We start from the raw sequence: 14502 nt of genomic DNA on the forward strand, positions 1-14502 counted from the left end.
GCATCCCTAATCGACGGCGCGCACATCTTTCAGGCAATCGGCGGAGTGGCGTTTGGGCATTGGGATGTGCACCGAAAAGGCTTCGCCTTCCCCTGTACGTTCGACGATCCAGCTGTCTTCGTCCGTCCGCAGCGCATAAGTTCCGCAGGTGAACAGATCCGGTCGCTCCTGCCGCTGGGTCAGGAGGATACGGGTAAGTTCCAGCTTGCGTGCAGCGAGGGGCGGGAGCTGGCCTAATGCCAGCGCGCCCCAGTCTACCGGACGGCGATTGTCCGGATCGGTCAGCGCGACCGCCAGCCCCTCGCTGCCCTGGTAGATGTCAGGAATGCCTGGCGCAGTCAGCTGAAGGGCGGTCTGTGCCAGTGCAATGGTCTCGATCGCAGCTTCGAAGTCGCCGCGCAGACGGTCGGGAAGCAATTCGCCGGTCGCCAGTCCGTGATGGAGGGCGCGGCATAGCTGTGCGATTGCGGCCTCGGCGGCCGTATTGGGTGCTTCGTGCCGCGACAGGTCCTTGCCTTCGCGCATGGCCTTGGCGACGTGTGCATTGATGCGCTCCGGCGCATCCGGCTCGGCGCGCAACATCAAGGCGGTCTGGAGCGCATAGAGTGCCCATTGCTCCGATACCCCCGCCTCACGCCCGCGCTGCCGCGCATCGGTGTAGAGTTCTCGGGCGAAATCGGGGAAGTGGCTTAGCGCGACGAGAACGGCGCGCGCATCCGCAGAGCGCTTGGTGTCGTGCGTGGACAGGGTATCCAGCGCGAGCGGCGTCCGGTCCGCACGTTTCGCCATGCCGGCGGCAAATGTCGCATCGTCGATGACGCCGAGGTCCGGTTCGGCGCCCACTTCGCACAGCGGCAGGAAGGCGACGCTGCGGAAGAATACCGTGTCTTCCTCGGACTTCGCCGTCAGCGCTCCGGTCAGCTGCTCGAACCGAACGGCAAAGGCGCGTGCGTGCGGATCGTCGGGCGCGCGCAGCAGGCCGATCAGGCTCGCGACCGTCGTGTCTTCGGTCAACCCGTCGATGGCCTGCGTGATCGCGGGAGAGAGCGGGGCCAGATCGGCTGCGTAAGAGCGGTAGAACGGCCACACCGTCGCCAGTCGGCCGACTGCTTCGGACACTTGTGCGCGTGCGCCCTCATCAAGCGCAAGCGCCGTCAGCGCGGCTCCGGCCACACGGCGCAATTCCGGCGTGAACACTTGTTCCAGCAGTTCCCGACGGACCTTGCGGACCTCCCGCCCATAGTCCGGCGGAACGGCATCGATCGACGTCTCACGCATCGTCGCGAGGCCTTCGCGGGAGGTCAGCAGGCGCGTGAGCGGCGTCATGAATTCATATCCGCTCATGCCTTCCACCGGCCACGCCGACGGGAAGTCCTCCCCGGTCTTGACGATCTTCTCGACCCAGATGGGCGTGTCGCCAACGGCATCGCGCAATCGCTGGAGATAGCCGCCCGGCCGAGCCAGTCCGTCCACGTGGTCGACGCGCAAACCCTGGATGTGTCCCGCCTCGACCTGCTCGATGATCCAGCGGTGTGTCAGTGCGAAAACTTCGGGATCTTCCTGAAGCACGCCGATGAGGTCGGTGACGTTGAAAAAGCGGCGATGGGTGATGCGGTCGGCGCTCGTCCGCCAGTCGCCCAGAGACCAATGTTGTTCGGCGAGGAGAGCATCCAGCGTCGGTGCGTCCAGTGTGCGCGTCACGCCGCACAGATGGCGCGAGAGGTCGTTCGGGCGCAGCGGATATTCGCGATCGTAAACCCGCAGGCGCGGATCGTCGGCGTCGCCCGCCGGGGCGAGATGGCCTTGTGCGAGCAGGTCTTCGATGGCGCCGTCCAGCACGGGGAAGTGCAGCGGTCCGGCGTCCCAGTCGATGTCGAAGATGGCGGCATGGGCGCTGCCGCGGCCATGCCGCAGCACGTCGGCCAGCCACGGGTTCTCGGGCGTGAACGCCATGTGGTTCGGCACGATATCGACGATGATGCCGATCCCGGCCCGTTGTGCTGCTCCGCTAAGGCGCTGGAACGCCGCTTCCCCGCCCAGCACCGGATCGATCCGCGTGGGATCGATCACGTCGTAGCCGTGGGTCGATCCAGAGGCTGCATGGAAGGGCGGGGAAAGATAGAGATGGCTGATGCCCAGCGTGGCCAGCCACGGCAGCAGTTCGCGCGCCTTGTCGAGGTCCACGCCGTCCCGAAGCTGGAGGCGATAAGTGGCGACGAGAGGGATGGCCTTGGACATCGGTATCACTCCGGTGAGACTGTCGCCGACAGCGCGAAGGAGCTCGACGCATCGTGAAGCAGCAGGTTCGGGCTGCGATGAGGGAGGAAGGGCGTGCGCTCCGTGCCCAGGGCGGCCCGGATATGCAGGGTGCCGGGGGCGAAGGACCATTGCGCGTCGATAAGCAGCGCTTCCCGTCGAATGGCCACCGTCGGCTGGGGGTTCCAGGCAACCAGCGGCGTCACATGCGTCCGACGCAGTTCGAGGAGTTCGCGTACGAAAGCGTGGTGGTCATGCTGTTCCTGCCGGACAGCGCGGCCGATCCTGGAGGCCATGAAAGTCCCCGCCGCCGCCGGGTCGGGAACCTCGCCGCCGAAGCTGCTGAAGCGGGCGAATTCCTGCGCCCGGCCCTTGCGGACGGCTTCCGCGAGGTCGCCCTCGAAATCGACGAAAAACTGGAAGGGCGCATCGGTGAGGAACTCGTCGCCCATGAACAGCATGGGCGTGAAGGGAGTCAGCAGGGTGAGCGCGGTCATCACGCGGTAGGCATGGCGGTCGGTGACGAGATGGTGCAGCCGCTCGCCGCGTGCGCGGTTGCCGATCTGATCGTGATTGCCGAGGAAATTGACGAAGGCGGAGCGCGGCAGGTGCGTCGAGGGTTCGCCGCGCGGGGTGTCCTCGCCATTCTCGCGAGGCTGGCCCTGTTCGACGTAGCCATCGGCGAGTGCTGTGGCGATGTCGGCGACCGGGTCCACCGCGAAGGGGGCGTAGTAGCTTTCTTCCTCCCCGGTCAGCAGGCAGTGGACGGCATGGTGCCAGTCGTCGTTCCAAGTGCCGTCGTAGGGCGCATCGGCGGTGAAGTAGCGGGCGAGGTTGCGTTCGTCCTCGGTGACGAGGTGGATCGGTCGGCCGAAGTCACAGGCGCGGATGCGCGCGGCCAGTTCGTCGAGGAAATGGGTTTCGGAATGGTCCTCGATGGCGTGCACCGCGTCGAGGCGCAGGCCGTCGAGGCGGTATTCGTCCAGCCAGTACAGGGCGTTGGCGATGAAGTATTCGCGCACGGCCGGGGCCTCGAAGGCGATTCCTGCACCCCACGGTGAGGCACGCTCAGGGTGGAAGAATGAGGGGCACCACGCGCCGAGGTAGTTACCGGAAGGCCCGAAGTGGTTGTAGACCACGTCCAGCATCACGGCGATGCCGTGGCTGTGAGCCGCATCGACCAGCGCGCGCATCTCGTCCGGCGTGCCGTAGGCGGGGTGCGGGGCGAAGGGCAGGACGCCGTCGTAGCCCCAGCCCCGGTCGCCCTCGAACTGGGCGACGGGCATGATCTCGATCATCGTCACGCCAAGGTCGGCCAGGCGCGGCAGCTCTGCGACGGCCGCGGCGAACGTGCCTTCCTCGGTGAAGGTGCCGAGGTGGAGTTCGTAGACCACCGCCTCGTGCCAAGGGCGTCCCGGCCATTCGCGTCGCCATTGGTAGGCCGCCGGATCGACCAGCATCGAGGGGCCGTGCACGTCGCCGATCTGCGCCCGCGCGGCGGGGTCGGGATAGGGCGTGCCCTCGATGACCCAGCGATAGGCGTCTCCGGCGGTGGCCTCGCTCTCGAACAGCCACCAGCCTTGCCCGGCAGCCTGGGCGGGCATTGCCATGCCGCCCACTTCCAGTCGGGCCTCCTCCGCGTCCGGCGCCCAGAGACCGAAGCGCCAGCGACCGTCGCCCAGCGGCTGGGCGCCCCAGTGCGTTGCCATCAGGCGGGGCGGAACAGGCAGAGGCTGCCGGGCGAGATCGCGGCGGCCTCGCGGTCGACCGGCTCCTCGGTGAAGGGATCGTCGCGCGCGGTGTCGAGCAGGCGCACCCACTCGCCCTCGGGCAGCGTGAAGTCGAGACCGTCGCCCGCGTTGACCACGGTGAACAGCGGGCGCCCGCCGTCGAGGAAGACCTCGCGGGTCGAGTAGTCGAGCAGCATGCCGAGCACGCGCAGGCCTTGCTGGCCCCACAGCTCGCCGTCCATCGCGCGGCCGTCCGGCTGGAACCAGGCGATCTCCAGACGCTCGTTGTCGCCGGTCTCGCCCATCAGGAAGTTCTCCTGGCAGAGCACCGGGTACTGGCGGCGCAGGGCGATCATGCGGCTGCAGAAGTCGAGGAATGCGTCGTCCCGGCTCTCCCAGTCGAGCCAGCCGAGTTCGTTGTCCTGGCAGTAGACGTTGTTGTTGCCGTGCTGGCTGTTGCCGATCTCATCGCCCGACAGCAGCATTGGCACGCCCTGGCTGACCATCAGCGTCGCCACCATGGCGCGGCGGCGGCGGGCGCGGGCGGCGGTGATGGCCTCGTCGTCGGTGGCCCCTTCGGCGCCCATGTTGTCGGAAAGGTTGTTGTCGTGCCCATCCGCGCCGCCTTCGCCGTTGGCCTCGTTATGGCGGTCGTTGAACGAGACGGTGTCCATCAGCGTGAAGCCGTCATGCGCGGCGAGGAAGTTGATCGAACTGGTGGCACCGCGATCCGAATGGTTGAACTGGACCGGCGAGCCGATCAGGCGCTGGGCGATGTCGCCCACCAGCCCCTCGTCGCCGCGCCAGAACGCGCGGGTGTCGTCGCGGAACTTGTCGTTCCATTCGCGAAACGGGTGGGGGAAGCCGCCGACCTGATAGCCGCCCATGCCGATGTCCCACGGCTCGGCGATCAGCTTGACGCCGGCAAGGATCGGGTCCTGCCGGATCGCGTCGAAGAAGCCGCCCTCGCGGTCGAAGCCCGCTTCCTCGCGGCCCAATGTGGAGGCAAGGTCGAAGCGGAAGCCGTCGACGTGCATAACCTGCACCCAGTAGCGCAGCGAATCGAGCACCATGCGCATGACCATCGGATGCGCCACCGCCAGTGTGTTGCCGGTGCCGGTGTTGTCGAAGCTGAAGCGCGGGTTCTCGGGGCTCAGCATGTAGTAGGCGGCGTTGTCGAGACCGCGGAAGCTGAGCGTCGGGCCTTTCTCCGAACCTTCGGCGGTGTGATTGTAGACCACGTCCATGATGACCTCGATCCCCGCCTTGTGGAACCGCTTCACCATGTCCTTGAACTGGCGGATGGCGCGCGGGGCGACGTCGCCGCCGCGCAGGAAGCGCGGTTCCGGCGCGAAGAAGCCGAGCGTCTGGTAACCCCAGTAGTTCGACAGGCCCTTGTCCAGCAGCATGCGGTCGTCGAGGAAGAACTGGCTGGGCAGCAGCTCGATGGCGCTGACGCCCAGCTTGCGGAGGTGATCGAGGATCGGCTCGCTGGCCATGCCTTCATAGGTGCCGCGCAGGGCTTCGGGGACGTCGGGGTGAGTCATCGTCAGGCCGCGTACGTGGGCCTCGTAGATCACCGTCTCGGTCCAGGGCCGGGAGAGGGACTTGTCGCCTTCCCAGTCGAAGTCCGGGTCCTGCACCACGCTCTTGACCATGAACGGGGCGGAATCGCGGGCATCGAAGGTGGTGTCGTCGCCCGTCGTCAGGTCGTAGCCCCAGAGCGCGTCGTCCCATTGCATCGCGCCGGAAACCTCGCGGGCATAAGGGTCGAGAAGCAGCTTGTTGGGGTTGAAGCGGTGGCCGCTCGCGGGATCGTAAGGGCCGTGGGCGCGCAGGCCGTAGAGCTGGCCGGGCTTCACGCCGGGGAGGTAGCCCGAGAAGATCGAACCTTCCCGCGATGGCAGTTCGAGGCGGGCGGTTTCCTCGGTGCCGTCCTCGGAAAACAGGCACAGTTCGATCGCTTCGGCATTTTCGGAGAAGACGCCGAAATGGGTGCCCTCGCCGGTATATTCGGCGCCGAGTTCATGGATCATCCGCTCGGGGCGGGAAAACGCGATGTCGGCGGGATGGTCGGTAGCTGGGCCCTGCGTCACGTGCTGCCTCCTGCATGATGCTGCATCCGCTAACACGCATGGGGGGCGGGAGGTTCCGGGCAGGTTTACACGGTTGACACGGTCCAGAGGGAAAAGGTGTCACCTTGGGCCGGAAAGTGTCACCTTAGGTGCACAAGGTGACACATTTTGCGGACAATGTAGCACCTTGTGAGGAGAAAGTGTCGCCTTGCGGTGTAACCTTGTGCAGCTGGAAGCGATCGGGCGGGGCGTGGGCGCATCGTACCGCGCCGCCCGTTCTGTAGGAAAGCGCCCGCTTCTTTACGTGAACAAGGCCCAGCCCGCGAAGGCCCCTCCCGCCACCAGCGCGGGCGTCACCCAGGCCCCCTTGATCCGCCACACGACCGCCAGGGCCACCGCGAAGATCGCGAGCGCGCCGAGCGGGGCGGTCACGCGCAGTCCGGTCGCATAGGCAAGCTGCACGAAGGTGGCGGCGATGATCCCCACCACGGCGGCGGCGATGCCTTCGAGCAGGCGGTGCAGCGCCGGATTCTCCACGATGGCCTCCAACCGCTCGAACAGCACCAGCGAGAAGGCGAAGGCGGGCAGGAACATCCCCGCAGTGATGGCCAGCGCGCCGCTCACCCCGCCGGTGACATAGCCCACGAAAGTCACGAAGATTACCAGCGGCGCAGGCAGCACCCCGGCGAGCGCAATCCCGTCGAGGAAGGCGCCGTCGCCGATCCAGCCCCGCCCGACCGTGTCCGAACGGACATAGGGAATGGCCGTATAGGCCCCGCCGAAAGTCAGCAGCCCGCCTTTGAGCCCGGCGACGAACAGCGCGAAGGTTGTGACGGGAATGCCCTGCACAGCATGCAGGCTGTCGCCAGAGCCGGAAAGCAGGTGGATCGCGGTCGCCAGCGCGAGGGCGACCGCAAGGATCGCGCAAGCCACCAGCGGCCGATGCGACACGGCATAGGTCAGTCCGCCCGCCGCCAGCAGGATCCAGAACGGCACCCCCAGCAGGGTCAGGGCGAGGCTTGCCACCGCGATCACGCCGAGCAGCGCGTTCTCGACGATATGGTGTCCGATGCGGACCACCGCGCGCAGGATGATCGCGAGCACCGCGACCTGCACGCCGAGAAGCGCGCCCGCCAAAGTCAGGTTTCCGGCGACCCAGGTGACGTAGGCCCATCCCGCGACCAGCATCAGCACCAGCCCCGGCAGCATGAAACCCAGCCCGGCCAGCAATCCGCCGATCCGCCCGCGCGCGATCATGCCGAGGTGGACGCAAAGTTCATGCGCCTCCGGCCCCGGCAGCACCTGCAGGACCGCGAGCAGGCGATTGAAGCGGCCCTTGTCGATCCAGCGCTCGTCCTCGACCAGCGCCTGGCGCAGCATGGCGATCTGCGCGACCGGCCCGCCGAAGGCCAGCGCCCCGAACCGCAGGAACTTGAGGAACAGTGCAGGCAGCGAAAGGGTGGGCGGCGCGATAGTGATGGAGGCGGTGTCGGTCGTCATGCAAGTGCTCCGCAGGCCGCAGGTACGGCTGATGGAGCGGACTTGGACGTTGCCGTCTGAACGGGCGTCCGCGCGTGCCCGTTGGTCCGATTTCAGCGCAATGGCGGGGGAAGTCAAGGCGGGCGATGAAGAAGCATCCTCCCTGTCGCGCAGCGATGGGGAGGTGGCAGTCGCGCAGCGACTGACGGAGGGGCCTTCTCCCTCCACCACCGCCTGCGGCGGCGGTCCCCCTCCCCATTGCTTCGCAACAGGGAGGATGTTCGAAACGAAAACGGCCCGCCCTTTCGGGCAGGCCGCTCTCGCATCACAGCAGTCGTCGCTTAGCCGACGAACGCGCGCTCGATCACGAAGTCGGCGGGCTTGTTGTTCGATCCTTCGACGAAGCCCAGACCTTCCAGCATCGCGGCGATGTCCTTGTTCATCGCCATCGAGCCGCACAGCATCACGCGGTCGGTCGCCGGGTCCATGCGGGCCTCGCCTTTCAGGCCCTCGAACAGGCGGCCGTTCTCGATCAGCACGTTGATGCGGCCGGTGGTGTGGAATTCTTCCCGCGTGACGGTCGGCACGTAGGTCAGCTGTACCAGCGCCTGGTCCTCGACCAGCGGGTCGCCGGCCAGCTGGCTCTCCAGCTCCTGGCGGAAGGCGAGGTCGGCGACGCGGCGGACCGAGTGGACGATCACGACCTGCTCGAACATCTCGTAGACGTCCGGATCGCGGATCAGCGAGAGGAACGGGGCGAGGCCGGTGCCCGAACCGAACAGGAACAGGCGCTTGCCCGGCGTCAGCGCGTCGGTGACGAGCGTGCCCACCGGCTTGCGGCCAAGGTAGATCTGGTCGCCCGGCTGGATCAGCTGCAGCTTGGAGGTCAGCGGGCCGTCCTCGACCTTGATCGAGAGGAACTCGATCTCCTCGGCCCACGAGGGGCTGGCGATCGAATAGGCGCGCAGCAGCGGCTTGCCGTTGTCGCCCTGCAGGCCGATCATGATGAATTCGCCCGAGCGGAAGCGGAACGAGGCCGGGCGCGTGATCTTGAAGCTGAAGAGGTGCTCGTTCCAGTGATGGACCGAAAGCACCGTCTCCACGGTCAGCGCACCAGTGGGTTCCAGAACGGTCGCAGGAGCCGCCGAATTGTCCAGGGTGGCGGCTTCTGCCTTGCTATCGTTCATCAACGTCAGTCCTTGGTTCATCGAATGGGTCACGCGGGCGGGTTTATCAGTGCAATGCCGAAGCCGGCGATGGTCATCGCGGCGCTTGCGCGGCTCATGGCCTGAGCGACCGCGGCGACCGTGTCGCATGGCACGACATGCGCGAGAGTCGCGCGCACGTTTTCGCGGCGGCCTATACCGACATCGCGCCAAAGTGCAAGGAGCAACGCCTCATGTTCGCAGATGCGGTGGCAGCCCATCGGCGCGACCATGATCCTTTCGGATGCCCGGCGGCTGACGAGCGCCATCGCCATGTGGAAGTCCGGCAGGACGGCTGCGGCGTTGTATCCGGCAAAGGCGCGCGCCAGCGACTGCGCCGGGCAATTGCCCTTGGATGCCGAATGCGCCCACCCGCGCATGGCCCAGAGCAGGAACCGGCCGTCGTTGTCGAGTTCGGTGACCGGCCGGTCGAGGAAGTCGTACATGCGCGTGCCTCAAGATATGCTATTGCGAATTAGTCGCATATCTTTTGCATCGTGCGGCGCGATGCGTCAACCCGGTGTCGCCGTACGACGAGGTGGCGCGGGGGCAGGGTGGTCCGAAGCCATGGCGCGCGTCCGGGCCTTGCCGCAATGCAACAAAATGCCCTACCGCGGTTTGACGGGGGCAAGTCGACGCACCAACAGCCAAGAGTTCATGAACCCAGACCGCCGCACCGTTCTTTCCGGTATCATCGCCAGCGCCATCGCATCGGGCTTCTCGTTCAGGGCGCTCGCCGCCGAAGAGGTGACGCGGGTGGACGATCTCATCAAGAAGATGACGATCGAGGAGAAGGCCGGGCAGATGACCTGCCTTGCCGACGCCTTCCGCCCCTTCAACCCGCCCAACCCGGCGGCCGGCATCCAGGACGTGAAGAAGCTCTCGGAGGAAATCCGCAAGGGCCGCGTCGGCTGCCTGTTCAACGGTATCGGCGTGGCGGGCGCGCGCAAGGCGCAGGAGATCGCGGTCAACGACAGTCGCCTCGGCATTCCGCTGCTGCTGGCGGGCGACGTGATCCATGGGCTCAAGACGATCTTCCCGGTGCCGCTGGCCGAGGCGTCCAGCTTCGATCCGGTGCTGGCGCAGCGTACCGCGCGCGCCATGGCGATCGAGGCGACGGCGGCGGGCCTGCACCTGACTTTTGCGCCGATGGCCGACGTCGCGCGCGACCAGCGCTGGGGCCGCGTGGTCGAGGGCTCCGGAGAAGACGTCACGCTGACCGCGCTGCTCTCCGCCGCGCGGGTGCGCGGATTCCAGGGGCGCGACTTGCGGCGCGACGACTCGTTGCTCGCCTGCCCCAAGCACTTCGCTGCCTATGGCGCGGTGGCGGGCGGGCTGGAATACGGCAGTGTCGACATCAGCGACGAGACCCTGCGCGAGACGCACCTGCCGCCTTTCGGCTCCGCCTTCGCGGCGGGCGCGCTCACCACGATGGCGGCGTTCAGCGAGATCAACGGCGTGCCCGCGACCGCCGACCGCACGCTGCTCACGGATATCCTGCGCGGCGAGATGGGCTTCACCGGCTTCGTCTTCTCTGACTACACCGCCGATGAGGAACTGGTCGCCCACGGTTATGCGGAGGACGACCGCGACGCCGCGCGGCTGGCAGTGCTGGCGGGGGTCGACATGTCGATGCAGAGCGGGCTCTATATCCGCTACCTGCCAGACCTCGTGAAGAGCGGCGCGGTGCCGATGGGCACGGTGGACGTGGCGGTGCGGCGCATCCTCTACGTCAAGATGGCGATGGGCCTGTTCGACAACCCCTGGCGCTCGCTCGACGAGGCGGCGGAGAAATCGCGCATCGGCGCGCCCGTTCACCGCGAACTCGCGCGCGAGGCGGGCGCGCGCTCCATCGTGCTGCTGCAGAACGACGGGGTGCTGCCGCTCGACAAGGGAAAGAAGCAGAAGATCGCGCTGATCGGTCCGTTCGGCGATGACAAGGCGAACCTCTACGGCCCCTGGGCTTTCTACGGCGATCCCGACAAGGGCGTGGACGTGGCCAGCGGGCTGCGCGGCGCGATGGTCGATCCGGACCAGCTGACCGTCGTGCCCGGCTGCGCCATTCACGGCCCCACCGACGGCGGGATCGAGGAGGCGGTCAAGGCGGCGAAGGCGGCCGACGTGGTGATCCTCGCCCTCGGGGAATCGCAGGACATGTCGGGCGAGGCGCAGTCGCGCACCGTGATCGAGATCCCGCCCGCGCAGCAGGCGCTCGCCGATGCGATAGCGGCGGTGAAGAAGCCGACCGTCGTGCTGCTTCGTCACGGCCGTGCGCTGGCGATCCATGACGGAGTGGCGAACGCCAATGCCGTGCTGGCGACGTGGTTCCTCGGTTCCGAAGCGGGCAATGCGATCGCCGACGTGGTGTTCGGCAAGGTCGACCCCTCGGGCAAGCTGCCGGTCAGCTTCCCTTGGGAGTCGGGGCAGGAGCCGTTCTTCTACGATCGCAAGTCCACCGGCCGCCCGACCGTCCCCAATGGCAGCACCGAGTACAAGGCCCGCTACGCCACCACCGACAACAGCGCGCGCTACCCCTTCGGTCACGGCCTGAGCTACACCCGCTTCACGCTGGACAAGCTGCAGGTTTCCGACCCCGCGCTGCGCTGGGACGGCACCGTCTCGATCACCGCGCGCCTGACCAACAGCGGCAAGCGGCGCGGCAGCGAGATCGTGCAGCTCTACACCCGCGACCGCGTGGCCAGTCGCACCCGCCCGATCCGCGAGTTCAAGAAGATGGAGCGCGTCACCCTGGAGCCGGGCGAGAGCCGCACCGTGCGCTTCACCCTGTCCCGCACGGACCTCGAATTCGTCGGCGCAGGCAACCGGCGACTGGCGGAGCCGGGCGCGTTCGACGTCTGGGTGGGCCAGTCTTCCGAGGACGGGCTGCACACGCAGATCACCTTGTACGCGGCGGCCCCGGCGAGCGCTTAGGGCGGCGCGCGCAATCTCACCCTCTCGTTGTCATTCCCGCGAAGACGGGAACCCATCTGCGGACCGACCCCATTGCGCAACGGGAGAGCACACGAGCAGGGTCCCCGCCTGCGCGGGCATGACGACATATTTGAAGGAGCGGTCACGAAAACATATGTTCGCATAATTCGAACATATGATCGCGTTTAATCACACTATTTAGGAACCCTGATCGGGCGCATCTGGAGGGCGTCAGGACGACACGCCCGTCGTCACCTTATTGCCCCCGATCACCCAGGAGTTCCCGCCATGACCATCACCACCATCGACACCGCCCCCGTCGCTCCCGCCAACACCGCCAGCACCCTCGAAGCCTGGCTGCCGCTCGTCGGCCGCGTTTTCATCGCCGCCATCTTCATCATCAGCGGCTTGTCCAAGATCGCCGACCCCGCCGGTTCGATGGCCTACATCGCCTCGGTCGGCCTCCCGCTCCCCGCCGTGGCGCTGGCTGGCGCCATCCTCGTCGAAGTGGTCGGCGGCGCGCTGCTGATCTCGGGCTACAAGGTCCGTGCGGTCGCCACCGTCATCGCGCTGTTCAGCCTCGCCACCGCCGCGTTCTTCCACAACAACCTGGCCGACCAGAACCAGTTCATCCACTTCTTCAAGAACATCGCGATCGCCGGCGGCCTGCTGCAGATCGTCGCTTTCGGCAAGGCTCGCGCCTGAACGCGAAAGCCCTGCCGCAAACGCTGCCGGAAGGGGCGGGCCGAAAGGCTCGCCCCTTTTCGCATGATTGCACGATAAACGCAGACCAGATTTGTCGTCGTTATATGCTTGACGCTTTAACGCAGACAGGGTAACTCCGCGTTCATGGCCCACATCACCACCAGCGTCGAATATGGAATCCACGGCCTGCTCTGGCTGGTGGAAGACGGCCGCGCCCTCAGCAGCCGGGAGATCGCCGAGATCCAGGGCATCTCGCCCAGCTTCGTGGCGAAGATCTTCCCCAAGCTGGAGAAAGCCGGCATCGTCGCCGCCAGCGAAGGCGTGCGCGGGGGCTACCGCCTCGCGCGGCCGGCGGGCGAGATCACCTTCCTCCAGATCATCGACGCGATAGAAGGCGACAAGCCGCTGTTCGATTGCCAGGAGGTGCGCGGCCGCTGCGCCCTGTTCGGCGGCGATGCGCCCGGCTGGGCAACCGCCGGAACTTGCGCCGTCCACGCTGTCATGCTCCAGGCCGAGAAGGCGATGCGCGATGCGCTTGCCGCGCAGACCCTGGGCGACGTGGCGAGCCGCTTCGGCCGCAAGGCGCCCGAGACATTCTTCAACGATTTCCGCGACTGGGCGGGCGATCGCCAGACCACCCGCACCGCACGCATCGGCCGTCCCCGGCGGGACGGTCCTTCATGACCTGAGCCTTTCTCACCCGCATTCCTGAACACCTTTCTCGGCGTCCTGCCGGACGAACCGGGAAAGCGCCGGCTTGCGCGCTGCCTTCGCGGGCCTCGCGCTTGTCGGGACGATGAGCCGCGTCCGGCGCACAAGAGGAGAAGATCGATGAGCAAGCAGACCATCCTGATCGCCGGCACCGGTTTCGCCGGAGTCTGGGCCGCCCTGTCGGCAACCCGCGCCATTGCGCTTGCAGGGCGGGAGGACGACGTGGAAGTCGTCGTCGTCTCGCCGAGCCCGACCATGGTGATCCGTCCGCGCCTTTATGAAGCCGTGCTGGAGAACATGAACCCCGACGTTTCTGCCCTGCTCGCGGTGGTCGGCGCGCGGTACGTGGCCGGTCTGGTCGAGGCGATCGGCGCGACCACGCAGCAGGCCACCATCCTGCGCGGCGACGGCGGGCGAGAGACGGTTCCCTGGGACCGCTTCGTACTGGCCACCGGCAGCCGCCTGTCGACCCCGCCGATCCCGGGCATCGCGGATCACGCCTTCGATGTCGACCAGCTGGACTCGGCGCAGCGGCTGGACGCGCACCTCGAGCTGCTGGCTGCCCGCACCGACGAGGCACGCGGTACGGCAGTCGTGGTAGGCGGCGGCTTCACCGGCCTCGAAGGCGCGGCGGAGATGCCCGAACGGTTGCGCGCCATTCTGGGCAAGGATGCGCCGATCCGCGTCGTCATCGTCGACCCGGCCGAACAGATCGCCGCCGAGATGGGCGCCGATGCGGCCGTGGTCGTGCGCGGCGCCCTTGACGAACTGGGTGTCGAGCAGCGCCCTGGCGTGCGGGTGACGGCGGTGGACGCAGGCGGGGTCACGCTTTCGGATGGATCGCGGATCGATGCGGCGACCGTCGTGTGGTCGGCCGGGATGCGTGCTCATCCGCTGGCAGGGCAGGTGCCCGGAGAGCATGATGCCACTGGCCGGGTGCTCGGCGACGCCTATCTCCGCGCGCCCGAGGCGCCGGGCATCTTCGTCACCGGAGACACCGTGAAAGCGGCGACCGACGATATTGGCAACTTCACCGTCATGTCCTGCCAGCACGCGCTGAGCCTCGGCCGGGTGGCGGGCCACAATGCCGCTGCGGAACTGGTGGGGCTGGGCCTCCACCCCTACAGCCAGCCCAAGTACGTGACCTGTCTCGACCTCGGTGCATGGGGTGCCCTTTATACGGAGGGCTGGGACCGGCAGGTCCACCTGACCCGGGCGGAAGGCAAGAAGCTGAAGCAGGAAATCAACGGCGTGTGGATCTATCCGCCCGCGCCGGAGCGGGAGGCGGTCTTCGCGGTCTCCAACCCGGACTTCGTGATCGTGCCCTGACGCGAAAGGCCCGGCTGGAGACGGTCGGGCCATGCGTTTCCGGGCATGATCGTGCCAAACCCGCGCAAATCCGGCCTTTGC

10 protein-coding genes are annotated in these 14502 nt (G+C 67.2%); 4 read left to right on the top strand and 6 right to left on the bottom strand.

Annotation, left to right across the window (positions count from 1 at the left end):
• Nucleotides 1-6: 6 nt before the first annotated feature.
• From treY to KZO24_RS24410, 6 genes are all read right to left on the bottom strand, one after another.
• On the bottom strand, nt 7-2238 hold the full coding sequence (gene treY, locus KZO24_RS24385) for a malto-oligosyltrehalose synthase (RefSeq protein WP_271184150.1): 2232 nt from the start codon (nt 2236-2238) through the stop codon (nt 7-9).
• 5 nt (nt 2239-2243) lie between these two features.
• Nucleotides 2244-3965 (bottom strand): malto-oligosyltrehalose trehalohydrolase, encoded by a 1722-nt coding sequence (gene treZ / locus KZO24_RS24390; protein ID WP_271184151.1) that lies wholly within the window; start codon nt 3963-3965, stop codon nt 2244-2246.
• Nucleotides 3965-6022, bottom strand: coding sequence for a glycogen debranching protein GlgX (gene glgX, locus KZO24_RS24395; RefSeq protein WP_036527124.1), 2058 nt, complete (start codon nt 6020-6022; stop codon nt 3965-3967). Before glgX ends, treZ begins: the two co-directional genes overlap by 1 nt.
• Nucleotides 6023-6361: 339 nt before the next feature.
• Nucleotides 6362-7561: a chromate efflux transporter gene (gene chrA, locus KZO24_RS24400; protein WP_271184152.1), complete on the bottom strand. Its 1200-nt coding sequence runs from the start codon at nt 7559-7561 to the stop codon at nt 6362-6364.
• A gap of 320 nt (nt 7562-7881) precedes the next feature.
• Nucleotides 7882-8727 (bottom strand): ferredoxin--NADP reductase, encoded by an 846-nt coding sequence (locus tag KZO24_RS24405; protein ID WP_008829865.1) that lies wholly within the window; start codon nt 8725-8727, stop codon nt 7882-7884.
• A gap of 29 nt (nt 8728-8756) precedes the next feature.
• A complete protein-coding gene (locus KZO24_RS24410; protein WP_036527129.1) occupies nt 8757-9191 on the bottom strand; it encodes a hypothetical protein in 435 nt (144 codons plus the stop codon).
• A 211-nt stretch (nt 9192-9402) separates the two neighbouring features.
• Between KZO24_RS24410 and KZO24_RS24415 the strand changes: the two genes are divergently transcribed.
• From KZO24_RS24415 to KZO24_RS24430, 4 genes are all read left to right on the top strand, one after another.
• Entirely contained in the window at nt 9403-11676 is a 2274-nt protein-coding gene (locus tag KZO24_RS24415; protein WP_271184153.1) for a glycoside hydrolase family 3 N-terminal domain-containing protein, read from the top strand.
• 288 nt (nt 11677-11964) lie between these two features.
• Entirely contained in the window at nt 11965-12381 is a 417-nt protein-coding gene (locus tag KZO24_RS24420) for a DoxX family protein (protein ID WP_271184154.1), read from the top strand.
• Between the two features lie 144 nt (nt 12382-12525).
• Nucleotides 12526-13065, top strand: coding sequence for an RrF2 family transcriptional regulator (locus KZO24_RS24425; RefSeq protein ID WP_008829861.1), 540 nt, complete (start codon nt 12526-12528; stop codon nt 13063-13065).
• Nucleotides 13066-13212: 147 nt separating this feature from the next.
• On the top strand, nt 13213-14421 hold the full coding sequence (locus KZO24_RS24430) for an NAD(P)/FAD-dependent oxidoreductase (protein WP_271184155.1): 1209 nt from the start codon (nt 13213-13215) through the stop codon (nt 14419-14421).
• Nucleotides 14422-14502 lie beyond the last annotated feature (81 nt).

This window comes from Novosphingobium sp. NFX11 (assembly GCF_057376415.1).

Bases quoted from the DNA above. Each gene is read 5' to 3' on its own strand.
- glgX (WP_036527124.1), bottom strand. From the start codon at position 6,022: ATGATCCATGAACTCGGCGCCGAATATACCGGCGAGGGCACCCATTTC.
- KZO24_RS24405 (WP_008829865.1), bottom strand. From the start codon at position 8,727: ATGAACGATAGCAAGGCAGAAGCCGCCACCCTGGACAATTCGGCGGCT.
- KZO24_RS24415 (WP_271184153.1), top strand. From the start codon at position 9,403: ATGAACCCAGACCGCCGCACCGTTCTTTCCGGTATCATCGCCAGCGCC.
- KZO24_RS24420 (WP_271184154.1), top strand. From the start codon at position 11,965: ATGACCATCACCACCATCGACACCGCCCCCGTCGCTCCCGCCAACACC.
- treZ (WP_271184151.1), bottom strand. From the start codon at position 3,965: ATGGCAACGCACTGGGGCGCCCAGCCGCTGGGCGACGGTCGCTGGCGC.
- KZO24_RS24430 (WP_271184155.1), top strand. From the start codon at position 13,213: ATGAGCAAGCAGACCATCCTGATCGCCGGCACCGGTTTCGCCGGAGTC.
- treY (WP_271184150.1), bottom strand. From the start codon at position 2,238: ATGTCCAAGGCCATCCCTCTCGTCGCCACTTATCGCCTCCAGCTTCGG.
- KZO24_RS24425 (WP_008829861.1), top strand. From the start codon at position 12,526: ATGGCCCACATCACCACCAGCGTCGAATATGGAATCCACGGCCTGCTC.
- chrA (WP_271184152.1), bottom strand. From the start codon at position 7,561: ATGACGACCGACACCGCCTCCATCACTATCGCGCCGCCCACCCTTTCG.
- KZO24_RS24410 (WP_036527129.1), bottom strand. From the start codon at position 9,191: ATGTACGACTTCCTCGACCGGCCGGTCACCGAACTCGACAACGACGGC.